This window comes from Nocardioides sp. YR527 (assembly GCF_900101045.1).
In the GTDB taxonomy this organism is placed as follows: domain Bacteria; phylum Actinomycetota; class Actinomycetes; order Propionibacteriales; family Nocardioidaceae; genus Nocardioides.
In genome coordinates, this window is sequence record NZ_FNFN01000006.1 from 180,607 (window position 1) to 199,426 (window position 18,820).

Consider the following 18,820-nt stretch of genomic DNA (forward strand, 5'->3'; position numbering starts at 1 on the left):
GCCGAGTCGGCGCGTTAGAACGAGCCGACTCGGCATGAGGTCAGTCGACGGTGAAGCGGCGACCCAGGTAGTGGTCGACGGCGGGCCAGATGTGGCCCTCGGCCTCGGCGGCGTCGGTCCAGCGCAGGGACCAGCCCTGGCCGGCGGCGGTGGTGATGTCGGCGGAGCGGCGGCCGCTGCTGCTCTGCTTGAGGTGGAGGGCGCGGATCTGGTCCCAGGGGACGTAGGCGGCGTTGGCGGTGGCGGCCAGCTCGGCCGGTGACCTGTCCAGGGCGCGCTGGATCAGCTTGCGGCCGGGGGAGCCGGCGGTCACCGAGGCCAGGCCGGTGGCGAGGCGGTCGGAGCCGGAGGGCTTGAGCAGCATGAGGCCGGCGTCGGTGACCAGCAGCGTACGGAAGCCGTCGCCGGAGATCGGGGCGAGGGCGCCGATGTAGCCGTCGGGCTGGGTCGGTGCCGGGCCGGCCTCGCTGTCGGGCTTCGGGTCGACCTTCGCGTCGAGCTGGTGCACCCAGGCGCGCAGGGCGGCGGCGTAGCCGGGGGAGCCGAGGGCCTCGTAGGCGAGGTCCTCGGGGTCGACCTCTTGGCCGGCGATGTCGACCAGCCGCCACGGGCCGGCCCAGCTGAGCTCGTAGCGGGCCTTGTCCTCGCCGACCAGCTCATGGGCGATGGCGGCGCCGAGGAGCCGGGCGATGACCTTCCGCTTCGCCTCCGCGTCGTCGACCTCGACCAGGTCCAGGAGTGCGTCGAGGTTGCCGGCGGCGATCAGGTCGAGGGCGCCGCGGACCGTGGCCGGCAGGACCTGGTTCTCCTGCATCGCGTTCAGCAGGGCCTCGGCGTTGATGGCCGCGGCGCGGGCGCCGGCGACGGTGACGATCTCGGCCATCGGCGCCGGGGTCAGACCGGAGCCGGCGAACGTCTTGTCCTCGAGGGCGAGGAAGTTCTGTGAGGGGTAGCGCAGGATGCTGGTGGCGTTGCCGGACTTGTCCTCCGCGGCCCTGCCATCGGGGGCATCGGGGTCTTCGGGCATCGCCTCCAGCCGCTGGATCCGCTCGGAGAGCGGCGGGTGCGAGTCGTACGCGGACGTCTTCGCCTCCGGCGGCGCCGCGCTGATCCTGGCGAGCTCCTCGAGTCGCTCGGGGTCGCTCATCAGGTTCGTGAAGTTGTCGAAGAAGCGGGTGGGCCGCAGGCCGTAGTGGGTGCCGGCCTCGACGTACTGCTCCAGGTAGATGCGCCAGGCGGCGTCGAGCGCGGGGAGGGTGCGCAGCGCGATCGCGGCGGTCCGCGGCCCGGCGACCTGGGCGCTGAGCCGGTCGGCGTCGATCTCGTGGGCCCGCGCGATGGGACCGGTGAGGGAGAAGAAGAGACGGGCGTACGTCCGGAACGGCCGCTTCACCAGCGGGTTGGACAGGCTCGCGGCGACCTCGGCGATCGCCAGCCGGCTGCGGTGGATGAGGGCGCCGAGCCGGGTGTGGGTGGTGCTGTGATGACCGAGCTCGTGGGCGAGCACCGCGTGGAGCTGGTTGCGGGAGAGCCCCTGGAGGAGAGGTACGCCGAGGAACATCCGCCGGGTCCCGGTCCGGAGGCCGAGGAGGCTGGTCTCCTCGCTGACCGCGGCGTTGGCGTCCGGCACCAGGCGGATCTCGTCGGGAGCGCGGGTCCCCGCGGCGGCGGCCAGCTGGCGTACCTCCGCCCACAGTCCCGGCTGGTCCTGCTCGGTGAGGACGAGCCCACCGGGATCCTTGGGGGTCCGGGCGTGGCGTCGCGGCGCCACCTGCCGACCGACCAGCGCGAAGGCAGCCAGGACGTAGGCGACGGCCAGGAGCGAGACCGCGAGAGCAGCCCGGAGCGTACGCATGAATGGGGGACCTTGGTGGGGGATGGGGTGTCAGTCCGAGATGAGGGGGAGGGTAGTCGGTCCGGCGATTCGCTGGGAAGGGACCACGCCTTAGACTCGGGCTGATGAGTGAGACTCCCGCGCCGCGCCTGGCGGCCACGATCGAAGAGGTCTGGGAAGCGCTGCAGTCGCGCTGGCCCGAGACCCGCCTGGAGCCGTCGCTGGACCGGATCCGTGCCCTGCTCGAGATTCTCGGCGACCCGCAGGACGCGTTCCGGATCATCCAGCTGACCGGCACCAACGGCAAGACCTCCACCTCCCGGATGATCGACACGCTGCTGCGGTCGCTCGATCTGCGAGTCGGGCGGTTCACCTCGCCGCACGTCGAGCGGATCAACGAGCGGATCTCGGTCGACGGTTCGCCGTTGGACGACGACGAGTTCGTGGCTGCGTTCAACGACGTCGCCCACTATCTGGGCATGGTCGACGAGGACCAGCCGCACCCGCTGTCGTTCTTCGAGACGATGGTCGGCATGGCGTACGCCAAGTTCGCCGAGGCGCCGGTCGACGTGGCCGTGGTCGAGGTGGGCCTGGGCGGCGGCTGGGACGCGACCAACGTCGCCGACGCCGACGTCGCCGTGGTGACCCCGATCGCGGTCGACCACGCCAAGTACCTCGGTGACACGCCGGTCGCGATCGCCCGCGAGAAGGCCGGGATCATCAAGCCCGGTGCGATCGCCGTGATCGCCGAGCAGTCCGTCGACGTCGCCGCGGTGCTGGACCAGCGCGCCGCCGAGGTCGGCGCCCGGCTGCTGTGGGAGGGCACCGACTTCGCGGTCGTCTCCCGCACTCCGGCGGTGGGCGGACAGATCCTCACGCTGCGCGGGCTGCGGGGGACGTACGAGGACCTCTTCCTGCCGCTCTACGGCGCCCACCAGGCGCAGAACGCGGCGGCGGCGCTGGCCGCGGTCGAGGCGTTCCTCGGCGACACCGTGCTGGCCGACGAGTTGGTGCGCGACGCGTTCGCCAAGGTCGACTCGCCGGGCCGGCTGGAGATCATGCGGTCGTCCCCAACGGTCCTGCTCGACGCCGCCCACAACCCTGCCGGCGCCGAGGCGACGGTCGCCGCACTGGAGGACTCCTTCTCGTTCTCCGGCGTCGTCGGGGTCATCGGGGTGATGGGCGACAAGGACGTGGAGGGTCTGCTCGCCGCCTTCGAGCCCGTGCTGGAGCATCTCGTCGTCACCCAGAACTCGACCGAGCGTGCCCTTCCGGCCATCGAGCTCGCGAAGATCGCCGTCGACCTCTACGGCGAGGAGCGCGTCTCCGTGGTCCCGCGTCTCGCCGACGCGATCGACGCCGCGATCGGCCTGTCGGAGTCCTCCGGCGGCGGCTCGATCTCCGAGGGCGCGGTGCTGGTGACGGGCTCCGTGGTGACCGCCGGGGAGGCGCGTACGCTGCTGGGGTCTCGTGGCCCGGCCGCCGGGTCGGCTGCGACCGCCCGCGTCGTGCCTACCGCCGACCCCGAGCTCGAGGCCTACCTGGAGGCGGACGCAGATGGCGAGTGAGCGGGAGAAGTCGCCGCGGCGTGGGATGTGCGCCGCGATCATCTCGATGGAGGGACTCGCGGTCGCGCTGGCCGCACCCGTGATGATCTCGATCGGCGGGGTCTCCGCCGGGCTGGCGCTGCCGCTGGGCCTCGGGTTCTTCGTGGCCTGCATCGTGGTCGCCGGCATGCTGCGCCGCCCGTGGGCCTACTGGGTCGGCTGGGTGCTGCAGGTCGTCGCGATCGGGATGGGCTTCCTGATCCCGATCATGTTCGTCGTCGGCGTGATCTTCGCGGTGCTGTGGGGCATGGCCGACATCCTCGGTCGCAAGATCGAGAGCGAGCGTGCCGCGGCTTTCGAGGCGTTCGACCGGATCACCGCAGAAGAAGAGGCCGAGGAAGTGGCCGGGGAAGAGGCCGAGCCCAGGTAGGTTGGCTGCCGTGGAGGAGCGCGACGAGCTGCAGATGGCGACGGACGACGAGACGGCCACCGACTGGGCACTGTGCCCCGCGTGCGGCAACGCGCTGGTGCTGCGGCGGCCGCGGACGCGTACGGCCCACTACGCGCACAAGGCAGGGGAGTCGTGCCGGCTCGTCGGCGCGCAGCTGAAGCGAACCAGCTCCGGGTGGGCCGTCGGTGGGGGCGAGGACGACCCGGACAGCCTCGAGAACCTCTTCGACCTGATCGAGGACGACGCTAGCGGTCGCTGAGTGCGCCGGTGATCGCGGCGAGCGCCTGATCGAGCTCCGCGTCGCTCACGCCGCCGAACCCGATCACCAGCCCGGTCAGGCCGCTGGTGCGGGCGTAGGTGGAGAGCAGGTTGATCTCGAAGCCGGCGGCTCGCGCGGCGTCGCGGGCTCGGAGGGCGTCCGTCTCTGGCAGCAGCCAGGTCGAGTACATCCCGGCGAGCGGTCCGGCGAGCGTGGCGTAGGGGCTCATCGCCTCGGCCACCCTCGGGGCACGCTCGGCGTAGACGCGGCGGGCGGAGCGTACGGCCCTGTCGAGCCAGCCGTCGCGGAGCAACGTCAGGAGTGCGCGCTGCGAGGGCCAGGCGGCGCCGGCGTGGGTGATCGTGCGGCGGCGCAGGATCAGCTCGTGCAGGTCGGGCGGTGCGACCAACCAGCCCAGGCGCAGCGTCGGGACCACCGACTTCGCCGCGGTGCCGAGATAGACCACCCGGCCGCGATCCAGCCTGGCCATCGCCGGCACCGGCGCGACGTCGTAGCGGAACTCCGAGTCGTAGTCGTCCTCGATCACGACCGCGTCCGCCCGTCTGGCCGCCTCGAGCAGCGCCAGCCGGTCGGCCGCCGGCATCACGCGCCCGAGGGGGTGCTGATGCGCCGGAGTGACGTACGCCGCGACGGCAGGCCCCAGGTCGGTGACCCTCTCCACGGCCGGTAGATCGATGACCTCGCGACTGTAGGTGAGCACCGTCTCGGCCGCCGCCCGGTATCCCGGGTCCTCCACCGCCACCGGCCCGTGGCGCAGCTCGGGGAGGAGCGCACGGAGCCCGTCGGTGGTGCCCGCGGTCACGATGATCTCGTCCGGGTGGAGGTCGAGGCCGCGGGTGCGCCCGAGCCTCGCCGCCAGCGCCTCGCGCAGCTCTCGCAGCCCCCGCGGATCGTCGTACCCCCGCGGGGGAGCGGCCACCGAGACCTCCCGCCACGCCCGCCGCCACCCCGACTCCAGCCGCGGATCGAAGAACGGGGTGCCGGTATCCAGCCGAGACGTCGCTCCCGTCGGCCGAGGCGTCGCTCCCGTCGGCCGAGACGTCACCCCGGTCGGCCCAGAGGTCACGCGCGTCAGCCGAGACGTCACTCCTCTCGGGTGGGTCGTGGCGACGTACGTCCCGGATCCGCGGCGCGCCTCCAGCCACCCTTCGGCGGTGAGCTGGTCGTAGGCCTGCTCGGTCACCGCGCGCGAGACGCCCAGATCGGCGGCGAGCGCGCGGCTGGACGGCAGCCGGTCGCCGGTCCCGAGGGTGCCGGAGAGGACCAGGGTGCGGACCTGGCCGGCGAGCTGGGCGGGGAGCGGCTCGCCGCAGGTGCGGTCGAGGGTCACGGGGAGCATCGGTCGAATGGCCTGTCGGAGTAGGTCCGAATTGGCCCGTGCGTGCAGGCCACTTCGCTACCAGGATGGTGCCATGAGCACGACGTTGTCACCCACCCCACGCACCCGGGTCAGCCGCGGGAAGAACCGCGCCGTCCCCGACCGCGAGCGCCTCCACACCTTCCTCGGTGAGGCGCTCATCGCCCATCTGGGCGTCACCGTCGGATCGGGCGAGGACGCCCACCCGGTCGTCCTTCCCACCGCGTACGGCTTCGATCTCGACGGCCCGGACGCGGGCGGGTCGCTCTACCTGCACGGCTCGGTGGCCGCCGGCTGGCTCGCCCGGGCGCTGGAGCGCGACGTGTGCGTCACGATCACCGAGCTCGACGGCCTGGTCGCGGCGCGCAGCGGGTTCCATCACTCGATGAACTACCGCTCGGCGGTGGTCATCGGCCGCGCCCGCCTGGTCGAGGGCCCGGAGGAGCGCGAGCGCGCCCTCGCGCTGGTCGTCGACCAGATGATCCCCGGCCGCTGGGAGACCCTGCGTCCGGCGACCCGCAAGGAGCTCGCCGCGACCGCCGTACTCGCCCTCCCGCTCGCCGAGGCGTCGATGAAGGCGCGCGCCGAGGGCCCGGTCGACGACCCCGACGACATCGACTCCGGGACCTGGGCCGGAGTGATCCCGATCCACCGCGTCGCCGGCGCCCCGGTCACCGCCGAGGACGCCTCCGGGCCGGCCCCGGAGGATGTCGTACGCCGCGCCGCCGGGCTCGGGGCGGAGGGATGCTCACCGAGGTAACTCGGTGAGCGCACACTTCCTTCGTGGAACTCCGCGAAGGAAGTGAAACGTCACCGAGATAACTCGGCGTGCCCCCCGACCGCTCACCGAGTTACCTCGGTGAACATCCAGCGCTCAGCTGAGCCCGGCGCGCCGCAGCGCGTCGGCCATGGCGCTGTTGGCGGGGGCGGGGCGGTTGCTCTGCCCGCCACGGTTGCCGCCGCTCTTGGCGCCACCCTTGGGCCCGCCCTTGCCCTGGCCGCCACGCTGGCCACCACGCTGGCTGCCGCGCTGGCCACCGCTGGGGCGACCGCCGGACTCGCTCTTGGCGCCCGCACCCGCGGGAGCGTCGTCGTTGAGCCGAAGCGTGAGCGAGATCCGCTTGCGGGCCTCGTCGACCTCCTGGACCTTGACGCGCACCACGTCACCGGAGCGGACCACGTCGCGTGGGTCCTCGACGAACTTGTCCGACATCGCGGAGATGTGGACCAGGCCGTCCTGGTGGACCCCGATGTCGATGAAGGCGCCGAAGGCGGCCACGTTGGTGACGGTGCCCTCCAGGACCATGCCGGGACGCAGGTCGGCGATCACGTGCACCGACTCGGAGAAGGTGGCCGTGCGGAACTCCGGGCGCGGGTCGCGGCCGGGCTTCTCGAGCTCGGAGAGGATGTCGGTGACCGTCGGCAGACCGAACTGCTCGTCGACGAACTCCGACGGTTTCAGCGACTTCAGCGTCGAGGTGTTGCCGATCAGTGACCCGATGTCCGCGGAGGCCTTGTCCAGGATGCGGTTGACCACCGGATAGGCCTCCGGGTGGACGCCGGACATGTCGAGCGGGTCGTCGCCGCCACGGATCCGGAGGAACCCGGCCGCCTGCTCGAACGCCTTCGGGCCGAGCCGCGCCACCTTGGTGAGCTCGCGTCGGGTCCGGAACGGGCCGTTGGCGTCCCGGTGCGCGACGATCGCCGAGGCGAGCGACTCGGTGATCCCCGAGACCCGACGCAGCAGCGGAGCCGAGGCGGTGTTGAGGTCGACGCCGACGCCGTTCACGCAGTCCTCGACGACCGCGTCCAAGGACTTGGAGAGGCCGTACTCGGGCAGGTCGTGCTGATACTGCCCGACGCCGATCGACTTCGGCTCGATCTTGACCAGCTCGGCCAGCGGGTCCTGAAGGCGGCGCGCGATCGACACCGCCCCACGCAGCGACACGTCGAGCTCGGGAAGCTCGGAGGAGGCGTACGCCGAGGCGGAGTAGACCGAGGCGCCCGCCTCGGAGACCATCACCTTGGTCATCTTCAGGTCCGGCAGCAGCTTCAGCAGGTCGGCGGCGAGCTTGTCGGTCTCGCGCGAGGCGGTGCCGTTGCCGATCGCGATCAGGTCGACGGAGTGCTTCTTGGCCAGCTTCGCCAGGGTCGCCAGCGATCCGTCCCAGTCACGCCGCGGCTCGTGCGGGTAGACCGTCGAGGTGTCGACCACCTTCCCGGTCGCGTCCACGACGGCCACCTTCACGCCCGTGCGGATGCCGGGGTCCAGGCCCATCGTCGCCCGCGTACCGGCCGGCGCGGCCAGCAGCAGGTCGCGCAGGTTGTCGGCGAAGACCGCGATCGCGGCCTCCTCGGCAGCGGTGCGGATCCGGGTGCGCATGTCGAGCTCGAGGCGGAAGAGGATCCGCGTACGCCACGCCCACCGCACCGTCTCGGCCAGCCACTTGTCCGCCGGACGGCCGGAGTCCGTGATCTCGAAACGGGCAGCGATCGAGCGCTCGTAGTCGGTGGCGACCCCGGGCTCCGGCTCCTCGGCGTAGGGGGACAGGGTGAGGTCGAGCACCTCCTCCTTCTCCGCGCGCAGGACGGCCAGGGTGCGGTGCGACGGCAGCGATGCGTACGCCTCGGAGAACTCGAAGTAGTCGGAGAACTTCGCCGCCGCCGGGTCGTTCTCGCGGCCCTCGCGGACGCGGGTCACCAGGCGACCCTGCTTCCACATCCGCTCGCGCAGCGTGCCGATCAGGTCGGCGTCCTCGCCGAACCGCTCGACCAGGATCGCCCGGGCGCCGTCGAGCGCGGCCTTCGTGTCGGCCACGTTCTCCCCGAGGAAACCCTCGGCGAGAGCGACCGGGTCCTGGGACGGGTCGGCCATCAGCCCGTCGGCCAGCGGCTCGAGCCCGTTCTCGCGGGCGATCATCGCCTTGGTGCGCCGCTTCGGCTTGAACGGCAGGTAGATGTCCTCCAGCCGCGCCTTGGTGTCGGCGGCGAGGATCGAGGCCTGCAGTTCGGGGGTGAGCTTGTCCTGCTTCGCGATCTCGGCGAGTACGGCCGCACGCCGCTCCTCCAGGTCGCGCAGGTAGCCGAGACGCTCCTCCAACGTACGCAGCTGGGCGTCGTCGAGGCCGCCGGTCACCTCCTTGCGGTAGCGCGCGATGAACGGCACCGTCGAGCCCTCGTCGAGCAGGGCGACAGCGGCGGTCACCTGCGCCGGGCGCACCCCGAGATCTTCGGCGATGCGGGCCGGGATGGCGGCCATCGAGTCTGCGAGCGTCGGAGCTGATGGGGTTGTCGTCACGGAACGCCATCCTGCCGCATCCCACCGACATGGTTTCAACAAGGCTGACGAGGCACGGCCGCGACCGGCCCGAACGTGCCCGGGCCGGCCCGCCCCGATACGCTCAGCCCATGACGCAGCGCACGTTCGTGATCCTGAAGCCCGACGCCGTCCGCCGGGGCCTGGTGGGGGAGATCCTGTCCCGCTACGAGGCCAAGGGCCTCTCGATCGTGAAGCTGGAGCACCGCACGATCGACGCGGGCACGGCCGACGAGCACTACGCCGAGCACGTCGAGCAGCCGTGGTACCCGCCGCTGCGTGACTTCGTCACCTCCGGCCCGCTCGTCGCCGCCGTCCTCGAGGGCGACGAGGCGATCGAGGTCGTCCGTGCGCTCAACGGAGCCACCGACGGCCGCAAGGCCGCCCCGGGCACCATCCGCGGTGACCTGTCCCTCTCCAACCGCGAGAACCTCGTGCACGGCTCCGACTCGCCTGAGTCGGCCGATCGCGAGATCAAGCTCTGGTTCGGCGCCTGAGACGCCGCAGGAAGCGACCGCACGAAGCGCGGATCCGCTGACCGATCGCGCCGGTGATCCACCGGCGCGATCTCTCGTTTTCACGGTCTTTCGACGGTGTCCGAAACCAGGTATCCCCGGCTTCGACGCCGCGGACGTACCCCGTATCGTTGCGGTTTCGGCGAGCCTCTCCGGATTGAGGCTCGGACCTTCGTAGCCTCGTCGGGAGGCCCGTATCCTGCAGCACAGATCCCCGACGCGGCGCCCCGGGAACGCGAGGACGTATGGCGAGCATCATTGGACGTGACATGGCGGTGGACCTCGGCACCGCAAACACACTCGTCTACGTTCGCGGCAAGGGTGTCCTTGTCGATGAGCCGAGTGTGGTCGCGCTCAACAAGAACACCGGCGAGATGGTCGCCGTCGGCCATGAGGCCAAGAAGATGCTGGGACGTACGCCTGACGACATCGTCGCGCTGCGGCCGCTGAAGGACGGCGTGATCGCCGACTTCGAGGCGACCGAGCAGATGCTTCGCTACTTCATCCAGCAGGTTCACCGGCGCCGCTACTTCGCCAAGCCGCGGATGGTCATCTGCGTCCCGTCCGGGATCACCGCGGTCGAGATCCGCGCGGTGAAGGAGGCTGGCTACCAGTCCGGCGCTCGGATGGTGAACATCATCGAGGAGCCGATGGCGGCCGCGATCGGCGCCGGGCTCCCGGTGCACATGCCGACCGGCAACATGGTCGTCGACATCGGCGGCGGCACCACCGAGGTCGCGGTGATCAGCCTCGGCGGCATCGTCACCTCGCAGTCGATCAGGACCGCCGGCCACCAGCTCGACAACGCGATCATGACCTGGCTGAAGAAGGAGCACGCGCTGCTCCTGGGCGAGCGCACCGCCGAGGAGGTCAAGATGACGCTCGGCTCGGTCTGGCCGCTGCCCAACGAGCCTGAGGCCGAGATCAGGGGGCGCGATCTGGTCAGCGGCCTGCCGCGCACCGTGACCGTCTCGAGCGCCGAGGTGCGCAAGGCGATCGAGGAGCCGCTGCACGACATCTTCGACGCGGTCCGGTCCACCCTCGACCAGACGCCACCCGAGCTGGCCGGCGACATCATGGACCGCGGCATCGTGCTGACCGGCGGCGGTGCCCTCCTGCGCGGGCTCGACGAGCGCCTGCGCCACGAGACCGGCATGCCCGTCCACGTCGCCGAGTCCCCACTGACCTCGGTCGCGATGGGCGCCGGCCGCTGCGTGGAGGACTACGACGTGCTCCGCCCCGTCCTGGTGAACGAGAACAGGAGATGGTGACGTGTCGTTGCTGAGCCCCCGCCCCAGCGAACGTCTGCGCAAAGGGCTGGAACAACGCAAAGGCCCCAAACCCAAGGTCCGTACGCCGCGGGAGAGGCTCAACCGCCGCGGCAGCCTCGAGACCAAGCCCGGCGGCGGGGGGCCGAAGCGCACCTGGCTGATCGCGCTCATCCTGTGCTGCGCGACGCTGGCCACGCTCGACCAGACCCCCGTCCTGGAGCCGGCCCGGGCCGCGGTCGGCGAGGTGATCTCCCCGCTCGAGACCGGCGCTGCCCTGGTCGCCCGTCCGTTCACCGACATCCCGGAGTGGTTCGACACCCGCGACGACCTGCGCGACCGGGTCGCGAAGCTCGAGGCCGAGAACTCCACCCTGCGCCGCCAGGTCGAGGTCACCGACTACGGCCGGGCCAAGCTCGCCGAGTACGAGTCGATCACCCGCGCCGCCGAGGACCTCGGCTACTCCATGGTGCCGGCGCGCGTCACCGCCTACGGCCCAGCCCAGACCTTCCGCCGCACCGTCACCATCGATGCCGGCAGCGCCGCCGGGATCAGGTCCGACATGTCGGTGGTGACCGGCGACGGCCTGGTCGGCCGGGTGCTGCGGGTCACCAAGACCTCGGCGACGGTCCTGCTGATCGTCGACGCCGCCTCGGTCGTCGGCGGTCGTGTCGGCGGTGAGGACCGCAGCGGCAAGAAGTCGGGCCAGGTCGGCATGGTCCGGGGCTCCGGCGTGGTCGCCGGCTCCGGTCTGCTGACCCTCGACCTCGTCGACCGGTCCACCGCCCCGCTCAAGGGCGACACGGTCATCACCTGGGGTGACGGCCGGGCCGCTCCGTACGTCTCCGGGCTGCCGATCGGCGAGGTGACCGACAGCTTCGAGAGCGTGCGCGACTCCTCGCAGACGGCCCGGATCAAGCCGTACGTCGACTTCGGCTCGCTCGACGTCGTCGGCGTGGTGGTGCCGGGCGGCACCATGAGCGACCGCGCCGTGATCACGCCGGAAGGAGAGCTGCGATGAGCCAGATGGAAGGCCGCGCCTCGAGCGCCGCACCGGTGCTGCGCAACGTCCTGGTCGGCATGCTGGTCGTCATCGCCGTCGTCCTCCAGTTGAGCGTGGCGCCCGCCTTCGCCATCCGCGGGATCACCCCCGACCTCGCGCTCCTGGTCGTCCTCGCGGTCGCGCTCTCCCGCGGCGGGCAGGCCGGTCTGGTGACCGGGTTCGCCGCCGGCGTACTGCTCGATCTGGCACCGCCCGCCGACCACACCGCGGGCCGGTGGGCCCTCGCGCTGCTGATCGTCGGCTACGTCGCCGGGCGCGTCCGCGAAGGCAGCGTCGGCGAGAGCCGCAGCCACGGTGGCCAGGGCCGTCCCAACGCGACGACCGTGATGGCGACGGTGTCAACCTGCGCGTTCATCGGGGTCAGTATCTTCGCGGTCAGCGGCCTGATCCTCGGCGAGGCACCATTGACGCTGCTGCCGACCGTGGCGATCAGCGTGGGCTACGACCTGCTGCTGGCGCCGTTGCTGATCCCGGCGCTGCTGTGGCTGATCGGCAAGGGGGACTCCTGAGATGCCGGCGAGCAGACTCTCCACCGCGCAGGTCAGCCGGCTGCGGCTGATCGTGATCCAGGCGCTCGTCTTCTCGCTGCTGGCCACGCTCGGGGTCAGGCTCTTCTACCTGCAGGTACGCCACGGCGACGCCTACCAAGCAGCGGCGGCCTCGCAGTCCAAGCGCGAGATCGTGCGCCAGCCGGTGCGCGGCATCATCGTCGACGCCCAGGGCCGGCCGATCGTGACCAACCGTTCCGCCTGGGTGGTCAGCCTCGATCAGGGTGTGCTCGACGGCCTCGACGACGATGACAGGAAGACGCTGATGGCTCGCGTCGCCAAGGCCGTCGACGTGTCCCCGAAGAAGCAGGACGAGGCGATCGCCAACTGGTCCGGCACCCGCTACCAGCCGGTCCCGATCGCCACCGACGTCTCCGAGTCGACCGCGCTGCGCATCCTCGAGCAGCCGGAGGACTTCCCCGGGGTGGTCGCGGAGAAGCAGACGCTGCGCTCCTACCCCAGCCCCTTCGGTATCAACGCCGCCGGTGTGCTGGGCTATCTCTCCCCGATCACCGAGGACGAGAACGACAACGCCAAGGAGCGCGGCGACGAGTCGCTCAACATCACCTCGATGGTGGGTCGCTCCGGCGTCGAGAAGGAGTACGACCAGTGGCTGCGCGGGATGCCCGGCTACGACACCGTCACCGTCGACTCGGTCGGCCGTGAGATCGGGCGCGGCGACTCGGTCGCCTCCCAGCCGGGCGACACGCTGGTGACCAGCATCGACGCCAAGGTGCAGGGCCGTGCCGAGAAGCTGCTCGCCGAGTCGATCGAGACCGCGCGCAACACCTTCGACAAGATCTCCGGCCGCAACTTCGAGGCCGACTCCGGCTCGGTCGTGGTCATGGAGGCGCAGACCGGCCGACTGGTCGCGATGGCCAACCAGCCGACGTACGACCCCGAGGAATGGGTCGGCGGGATCACCCAGAAGCAGCTCGACAGGCTCTACTCAGAGAAGGCGGGCTACCCGCTGTTGCCACGGGCGACGCAGGGCCAGTTCGCGCCCGGTTCGACGTGGAAGCCGTTCATGACGGTCGGCGCGCTCAACAACGGCTACAGCCGCGACACCCTGCTCAACTGTTCCAGCGGGCTCCAGGTGGGCAACCGGGTGTTCAAGAACTACGAGTCGGGCGCCTACGGGTTCATCGACTTCGCCAAGGCGCTCCAGGTCTCCTGCAACACGTTCTTCTACCAGGTCGGGGTCCACTACTGGCAGAAGTACGGCGCCAACCCCGCCGACGTCAACGCCAAGGACCCGCTCGTGGAGACCGCCAAGGCCTTTGGCTTCGGCAAGCGCACCGGCATCGACCTGCCGGGGGAGTCGGCGGGCCGGATCGCGGACCGGAAGTGGAAGGCCGAGTACTACGAGGCCATGAAGGGCTACTACTGCCGGATGGACGAGAAGAAGAACGCCCCCACCGACTTCCTGCAGCTCTTCGCCCACGAGTTCTGCATCGAGGGCAACTACTACCGCACCGGCGACGCGGTGAACTTCTCCATCGGCCAGGGCGACACCATGGTCACCCCGATCCAGCTCGCTCGGGCCTACGCGTCCCTGGCCAACGGCGGCACCCTCTACGAGCCCAGGATCGGGAAGGCGGTCGTCAGCGGCGACGGGACGGTGGTCGAGAAGATCGATCCCAAGGTCGCCGGCAAGGTGAAGATGTCGGCCAAGAGCATCGACTACGTCAACGAGGCGCTGCTCGGCACTCCTCAGTCGGGCTCCCTGGCCTGGAAGTTCGGCGGGTTCCCGCTCGACGAGGTGAAGGTGCGCGGCAAGACCGGCACCGCCGAGGTCACCGGCAAGCAGACGACCGGCTGGGTCGCGACGTACAACAAGAAGTACGTGGTCATCATGACCATCTCCCAGGGTGGCACCGGCTCGGGCTCGGTGGGCGATGCCGTACGCAAGCTGTGGGAGTCGCTCTACGGGATCGAGGAGGGCGGCGCCGAGGTCCGGCCCGACAAGGCCGCGATCAGGGGCGTCGACCCGCCGAGGAACCTGCCGGCCTTCGGCGCGGACGGCTCGATCGTCGCACCCAAGGACTGAGGAAGGCGCTGATGAAGAACGACGTGATGGCCTTCGTACGCCGCATCGACCTGGTCCTCCTGGGCGCGGTGCTGGTCCTGGTGTCGCTCTCGGTGCTGCTGGTCTGGTCCGCGACCATCCACCGGGACGCGATCACCGGCGGCGACACCACCGCCTACCTGCGCAAACAGGCGATCAACGTGGCCGCCGGGCTGGTGCTGATGGTGGGCGTGGTCGCGACCAACCACCGCTGGGTCCGGCTCCTGACGCCCGTGGTCTACCTGGCCGCGGTGGTCGGGCTGGTGCTGGTGCTCGTGATGGGCTCGACGGTCAACGGGTCGAAGTCGTGGGTGAATCTCGGGCCGGTGCAGGTCCAGCCCTCGGAGCTGGCCAAGCTGGCCGTGGTCATCGCGATGGCGCTGGTCCTGGCCGAGCGCAGCGAGGGCCGCTGGCGGGCACGGGTGTCGCTGGGCGACGTGGTCGCGATGATCCTGGTCGCGGCGGTGCCGATCGTCCTGGTCCTTCTCCAACCCGACCTCGGCACCACGCTGGTGCTCGGGGTGACGGTCTTCTGCGTGCTGGCGGCCGCGGGGACACCGCGGCGGTGGCTGGCGCTGCTGGCCTTGACCGGTGTGGCGGGTGCCACGACGGTGGTCGCGACCGGGGTGCTGAAGCAGTACCAGATCAACCGGTTCATGGCGTTCACCGATCCGTCGCTGGATCCTCGCGGGGCCGGTTACAACGTCCAGCAGGCGCGGATCGCGATCGGCGACGGCGGCATCTTCGGGCAGGGCCTGTTCCAGGGATCGCAGGCCCGCGCGGGCTTCGTCCCCGAGCAGCACACCGACTTCATCTTCACGGTCGTGGGGGAGGAGCTCGGGCTGGTCGGCTCGCTGCTGGTGATCGGGCTGATCGGTGTCGTGCTGTGGCGCGGCCTGCGGATCGCGGCGCGCACCGACGACCTCTTCGGGCGGGTGGCGGCAGCCGGGATCGTGTGCTGGCTCGGCATCCAGAGCTTCCAGAACATCGGGATGTGCCTGGGCATCATGCCGGTGACCGGGGTGCCGCTACCGCTGATCTCCTACGGCGGATCCTCGATGATCGCGGCGCTGCTGGCGGTCGGTCTGCTGCTCGGCATCTCGGCCCGTTCGCGGCGCACCGGTCTGGACCGGTCCGGACCACTTCAAGACCTCCGTTCGCGCGATCGCCTGCAGGTTGCTGCAGTGCGAAAAGATGTCGCGTTTCATCGTCAGTAAACTCGATTACGTTCCGTCCCGGTTGCCCTACAGGGCATCTGTTACCCCTTGCAGCCCTCAACCCGAGGCTGCTTGACGACGGGAGCAGTAATCGTGAACCGACCCCACAGAACCCAGCGCCTCGGCGCACTGGCAGCAGCGACGGTCACCGCCGTCGGCGTCGCCACCACCATCCTGGCCATGTCCGGTCCCGCCGGCGCAGCCGACAGTCCGGCACCGCTGATCGGTGCCGAGAAGTCGACGGCCATCGACAACTCCTACATCGTGGTGATGAAGGGCAACGGTGCGGCCGCCAAGGCCAACGCCGCCGACGCCCGGGCGCTCGCCAAGGAGAAGGGTGGCTCGGTGAAGTACGCCTACGACAAGGCGATCACCGGGTTCTCAGCCACGCTCGACGCCGACGCGCTCGACGCGCTCCGCAGCAACCCCGACGTGGACTACGTCGAGGCCAACCAGGTCGTGAAGGCCAGCGGCGACCAGGCCAACCCCACCTGGGGGCTCAACCGGATCGACCAGCGCAACCTGCCGCTGAACTCGAACTACCACTACGACTACACCGGCTCGGGTGTGAAGGCGTACATCATCGACACCGGGATCCGCTCCACGCACGCGGACTTCGGTGGCAGGGTGACCTCCGGCTACACCGCGATCGGGTCCAGCACCGAGGACGAGAACGGCCACGGCACCCACGTCGCCGGCACCGTCGGCGGGACGACCTACGGCGTCGCCAAGAACGTCACCCTGGTGCCCGTCCGCGTGCTCGACGCCTCCGGGTCCGGCACGACCGCCGGTGTGATCGCGGGTGTGAACTGGGTGACCTCCAACCACACCTCCGGCCCGGCGGTCGCCAACATGTCGCTCGGTGGCGGGGTCTCCTCGACCCTCGACTCCGCGGTCACCAGCTCGATGGCGGACGGCGTCACCTACGCCGTGGCCGCGGGCAACGACTCCGGTGCGAACGCGTGCAACGGCTCGCCCGCCCGGGTGGCCGGGGCCCTGACCGTCGGCTCGACGACCAACACCGACGCCCGGTCGAGCTTCTCCAACATCGGCTCGTGCGTCGACCTGTTCGCCCCGGGCTCCTCGATCACCTCGGCCTGGCACACCTCGAACACGGCGACCAACACGATCTCCGGTACGTCGATGGCGACCCCGCACGTCGCCGGAGTGGCCGCGCTCTACCTGCAGGCGAACCCGACGGCATCGGCCTCCGCCGTCGCCTCGGCGATCAACGCCAACGCCACCACCGGCGTGGTCACCTCGCCCGGGACCGGTTCACCCAACCGCCTCCTCTACTCGCTGTGGAGCGGTGGCACCGACCCGACGGACCCGCCGACCACCGGCAACCTGCTGACCAACCCGGGCTTCGAGTCGGGCGCGACCGGCTGGAGCGCCTCCTCGGGCGTGATCGACAGCTCGAGCAGCGCCCCGGCCCGTACGGGCTCCTACAAGGCGTGGCTGAACGGCTACGGCTCCGCTCACACCGACACGCTGTCGCAGTCGGTCACCCTGCCCACGACGGGCAAGACCCTGTCGTTCTACCTGCGGGTGATCACCAACGAGACGACCACCTCGACGGCCTATGACAAGCTCACCGTCAAGGTCGGGTCGACGACGCTGGCGACGTACTCGAACCTGAACGCGAGCTCGTCCTACGCGTTGAAGTCGTTCTCGCTCGGGTCCTTCGCGGGCAGCACCGTCACGCTGACGTTCACCGGCACCGAGGACTCCTCCCTCGGGACCAGCTTCCTGATCGACGACACCTCCATCGCCTGATCTCACCACCGGCAACACCTCAGCCGGGTCGCCCGTGTAACGCGGGCGGCCCGGTCTGCCGTTGTCAGGACTTTTTTCATGCCCTGTTTATGGGCTGTTTACAGGTGTTCATCATCGGTATCTGCACGTTGCTGCAATGCGAAGAGTTGGGTCGTTACGAGCACCACGTAACGTGATTACGTGGTTGGCCGAACGCTTCGGGCTGCGGCCGCAGGGAGGGCGCAGGGCGTTCACCGTGGCCCCACAGGGCCGCATGATGACGGGAGTCAGTTCGTGAACCGAACCATGAAGAACCGTGCCATCAAGGCGCCGGCGGTCATCTCCGCCGTAGCCGTCGGAGCAGCAGCCTCGGCGATCGCCTTCGCCGTCCCGGCCGGTGCCGCCGACAGTCCGGCGCCGCTGCGCGGCGCGGACGCCTCGACCGCGATCGAGGGCCAGTACATCGTCGTGATGGAGAAGCAGGGCCGCAGCGACGTGGCCAAGTCCGAGGCCAAGTCGGTGCGCAGCGACGCCCGCGACGCGGGTGGAGACGTACGGGAGGTCTTCAACACGGCGTTCAACGGCTTCTCGGCCTCGCTCGACAAGGACGCGCTCGCCGAGGTCCGCTCCAACCCTGATGTCGCCTACGTGCAGGCCAACCACCGCTACACCACCCAGGGCGACCAGGCTGACCCGACCTGGGGTCTGGACCGGGTCGACCAGGCCGCGCTGCCGCTCGACTCGAACTACCACTACGAGCAGACCGGTGCGGGTGTGACCGCCTACATCATCGACACCGGCGTCGCGACCGACCACTCCGAGTTCAGCGGTCGTATCGGTGAGGGCTTCGACGCCGTCGACGGCGACACCGACCCGACCGACGGCAACGGCCACGGCACCCACGTCGCGGGCACCGTCGCCGGCACCACCTACGGTCTGGCCAAGGAGGCCACGATCGTCCCGGTCCGCGTCCTCGACGACAACGGCTCCGGCACCACCGAGGGTGTCGTCGCGGGCATCGAGTGGGTCACCGAGAACCACACCGACGGCCCGGCCGTCGCCAACATGTCGCTCGGTGGCGGCAACGACGCCGCTCTCGACGCGGCCGTCCAGGCCTCGATCGCCGACGGCGTGACCTACGCCGTCGCGGCCGGCAACGAGAGCTCGGACGCCTGCGGCTCGTCGCCGGCGGCCGTTCCGGAGGCGATCACCGTCGGTGCCACCGACGACACCGACGCCGCCGCGGACTTCTCCAACACCGGTGAGTGCCTCGACATCTTCGCCCCCGGCGTCGACATCACCTCGGCCTGGAACGACGGCTCGACCAACACCATCTCCGGTACGTCGATGGCGACCCCCCATGTCGCCGGCGCCGCCGCGCTCTTCCTCGAGGCGAACCCCTCGGCCACCCCGGCCGACGTCGCCGAGGGCCTGACCGGTGCCGCCACCCCCGACGTGGTTACCAACCCGGGCACCGGTTCCCCGAACCTGCTGCTCACCACGCTGTTCTGAGGTGCGGTTCTGAGTTGAACCCGAGCTGAATCCGTTGGGGCCGTCCGGGAGGGGCGGCCCCAACGGCTTTCCGTCCTGCTCGTCTAGAT

At 70.5% G+C, this 18,820-nt stretch carries 15 protein-coding genes; 12 read left to right on the forward strand and 3 right to left on the reverse strand.

Annotated elements, in window-relative coordinates:
• Positions 1-40: 40 nt before the first annotated feature.
• Positions 41-1,855 (reverse strand): M48 family metallopeptidase, encoded by a 1,815-nt coding sequence (locus BLT25_RS19250; protein ID WP_091049279.1) that lies wholly within the window; start codon positions 1,853-1,855, stop codon positions 41-43.
• Between the two features lie 104 nt (positions 1,856-1,959).
• Between BLT25_RS19250 and BLT25_RS19255 the strand changes: the two genes are divergently transcribed.
• From BLT25_RS19255 to BLT25_RS19265, 3 genes are read left to right on the forward strand one after another with little or no spacing between them, the layout of a single operon-like run.
• Entirely contained in the window at positions 1,960-3,402 is a 1,443-nt protein-coding gene (locus tag BLT25_RS19255) for a bifunctional folylpolyglutamate synthase/dihydrofolate synthase (RefSeq protein WP_091049281.1), read from the forward strand.
• On the forward strand, positions 3,392-3,811 hold the full coding sequence (locus tag BLT25_RS19260; protein WP_256328686.1) for a DUF4233 domain-containing protein: 420 nt from the start codon (positions 3,392-3,394) through the stop codon (positions 3,809-3,811). The genes BLT25_RS19255 and BLT25_RS19260 overlap by 11 nt, the downstream gene beginning before the upstream one ends.
• A 10-nt stretch (positions 3,812-3,821) precedes the next feature.
• Positions 3,822-4,091 carry a competence protein CoiA family protein gene (locus tag BLT25_RS19265; protein ID WP_091049285.1) on the forward strand — a complete coding sequence of 90 codons (270 nt, stop codon included), beginning with the start codon at positions 3,822-3,824 and terminating at the stop codon, positions 4,089-4,091.
• Here the strand turns inward: BLT25_RS19265 and BLT25_RS19270 are convergent.
• Complete coding sequence (locus BLT25_RS19270; protein WP_091049287.1) at positions 4,078-5,451, reverse strand: MocR-like pyridoxine biosynthesis transcription factor PdxR; 1,374 nt, start codon at positions 5,449-5,451, stop codon at positions 4,078-4,080. The genes BLT25_RS19265 and BLT25_RS19270 overlap by 14 nt on opposite strands.
• A 73-nt stretch (positions 5,452-5,524) precedes the next feature.
• Between BLT25_RS19270 and BLT25_RS19275 the strand changes: the two genes are divergently transcribed.
• Positions 5,525-6,229 (forward strand): pyridoxamine 5'-phosphate oxidase family protein, encoded by a 705-nt coding sequence (locus BLT25_RS19275; RefSeq protein ID WP_091049291.1) that lies wholly within the window; start codon positions 5,525-5,527, stop codon positions 6,227-6,229.
• A gap of 114 nt (positions 6,230-6,343) precedes the next feature.
• Here the strand turns inward: BLT25_RS19275 and BLT25_RS19280 are convergent, their stop codons facing one another.
• Positions 6,344-8,767: a Tex family protein gene (locus tag BLT25_RS19280; protein WP_305367625.1), complete on the reverse strand. Its 2,424-nt coding sequence runs from the start codon at positions 8,765-8,767 to the stop codon at positions 6,344-6,346.
• Positions 8,768-8,877: 110 nt separating this feature from the next.
• On the opposite strand from BLT25_RS19280, the gene ndk reads away from it, so the two are divergent.
• The 8 genes from ndk to BLT25_RS19320 all read left to right on the forward strand — a co-directional run bounded on the left by ndk (position 8,878) and on the right by BLT25_RS19320 (position 18,731).
• Positions 8,878-9,282 carry a nucleoside-diphosphate kinase gene (gene ndk, locus BLT25_RS19285; protein WP_091049296.1) on the forward strand — a complete coding sequence of 135 codons (405 nt, stop codon included), beginning with the start codon at positions 8,878-8,880 and terminating at the stop codon, positions 9,280-9,282.
• Between the two features lie 263 nt (positions 9,283-9,545).
• A complete protein-coding gene (locus BLT25_RS19290; protein ID WP_008358540.1) occupies positions 9,546-10,571 on the forward strand; it encodes a rod shape-determining protein in 1,026 nt (341 codons plus the stop codon).
• A gap of 1 nt (position 10,572) precedes the next feature.
• Positions 10,573-11,589: a rod shape-determining protein MreC gene (gene mreC / locus BLT25_RS19295; protein WP_091049298.1), complete on the forward strand. Its 1,017-nt coding sequence runs from the start codon at positions 10,573-10,575 to the stop codon at positions 11,587-11,589.
• Positions 11,586-12,140 carry a rod shape-determining protein MreD gene (mreD, locus tag BLT25_RS19300; protein WP_091049301.1) on the forward strand — a complete coding sequence of 185 codons (555 nt, stop codon included), beginning with the start codon at positions 11,586-11,588 and terminating at the stop codon, positions 12,138-12,140. The genes mreC and mreD overlap by 4 nt, the downstream gene beginning before the upstream one ends.
• A gap of 1 nt (position 12,141) precedes the next feature.
• Complete coding sequence (gene mrdA, locus BLT25_RS19305) at positions 12,142-14,229, forward strand: penicillin-binding protein 2 (protein ID WP_091049304.1); 2,088 nt, start codon at positions 12,142-12,144, stop codon at positions 14,227-14,229.
• An 11-nt stretch (positions 14,230-14,240) separates the two neighbouring features.
• On the forward strand, positions 14,241-15,464 hold the full coding sequence (gene rodA / locus BLT25_RS19310) for a rod shape-determining protein RodA (RefSeq protein ID WP_091049305.1): 1,224 nt from the start codon (positions 14,241-14,243) through the stop codon (positions 15,462-15,464).
• A gap of 93 nt (positions 15,465-15,557) precedes the next feature.
• Positions 15,558-17,240 (forward strand): S8 family peptidase, encoded by a 1,683-nt coding sequence (locus tag BLT25_RS19315; protein WP_256328687.1) that lies wholly within the window; start codon positions 15,558-15,560, stop codon positions 17,238-17,240.
• 285 nt (positions 17,241-17,525) lie between these two features.
• Positions 17,526-18,731 carry a S8 family peptidase gene (locus BLT25_RS19320; protein WP_091049308.1) on the forward strand — a complete coding sequence of 402 codons (1,206 nt, stop codon included), beginning with the start codon at positions 17,526-17,528 and terminating at the stop codon, positions 18,729-18,731.
• Positions 18,732-18,820 lie beyond the last annotated feature (89 nt).

Bases quoted from the DNA above. Each gene is read 5' to 3' on its own strand.
- mreD (WP_091049301.1), top strand. From the start codon at position 11,586: ATGAGCCAGATGGAAGGCCGCGCCTCGAGCGCCGCACCGGTGCTGCGC.
- BLT25_RS19255 (WP_091049281.1), top strand. From the start codon at position 1,960: ATGAGTGAGACTCCCGCGCCGCGCCTGGCGGCCACGATCGAAGAGGTC.
- rodA (WP_091049305.1), top strand. From the start codon at position 14,241: ATGAAGAACGACGTGATGGCCTTCGTACGCCGCATCGACCTGGTCCTC.
- ndk (WP_091049296.1), top strand. From the start codon at position 8,878: ATGACGCAGCGCACGTTCGTGATCCTGAAGCCCGACGCCGTCCGCCGG.
- BLT25_RS19290 (WP_008358540.1), top strand. From the start codon at position 9,546: ATGGCGAGCATCATTGGACGTGACATGGCGGTGGACCTCGGCACCGCA.
- BLT25_RS19260 (WP_256328686.1), top strand. From the start codon at position 3,392: ATGGCGAGTGAGCGGGAGAAGTCGCCGCGGCGTGGGATGTGCGCCGCG.
- mrdA (WP_091049304.1), top strand. From the start codon at position 12,142: ATGCCGGCGAGCAGACTCTCCACCGCGCAGGTCAGCCGGCTGCGGCTG.
- BLT25_RS19320 (WP_091049308.1), top strand. From the start codon at position 17,526: ATGAAGAACCGTGCCATCAAGGCGCCGGCGGTCATCTCCGCCGTAGCC.
- BLT25_RS19250 (WP_091049279.1), bottom strand. From the start codon at position 1,855: ATGCGTACGCTCCGGGCTGCTCTCGCGGTCTCGCTCCTGGCCGTCGCC.
- BLT25_RS19275 (WP_091049291.1), top strand. From the start codon at position 5,525: ATGAGCACGACGTTGTCACCCACCCCACGCACCCGGGTCAGCCGCGGG.
- BLT25_RS19270 (WP_091049287.1), bottom strand. From the start codon at position 5,451: ATGCTCCCCGTGACCCTCGACCGCACCTGCGGCGAGCCGCTCCCCGCC.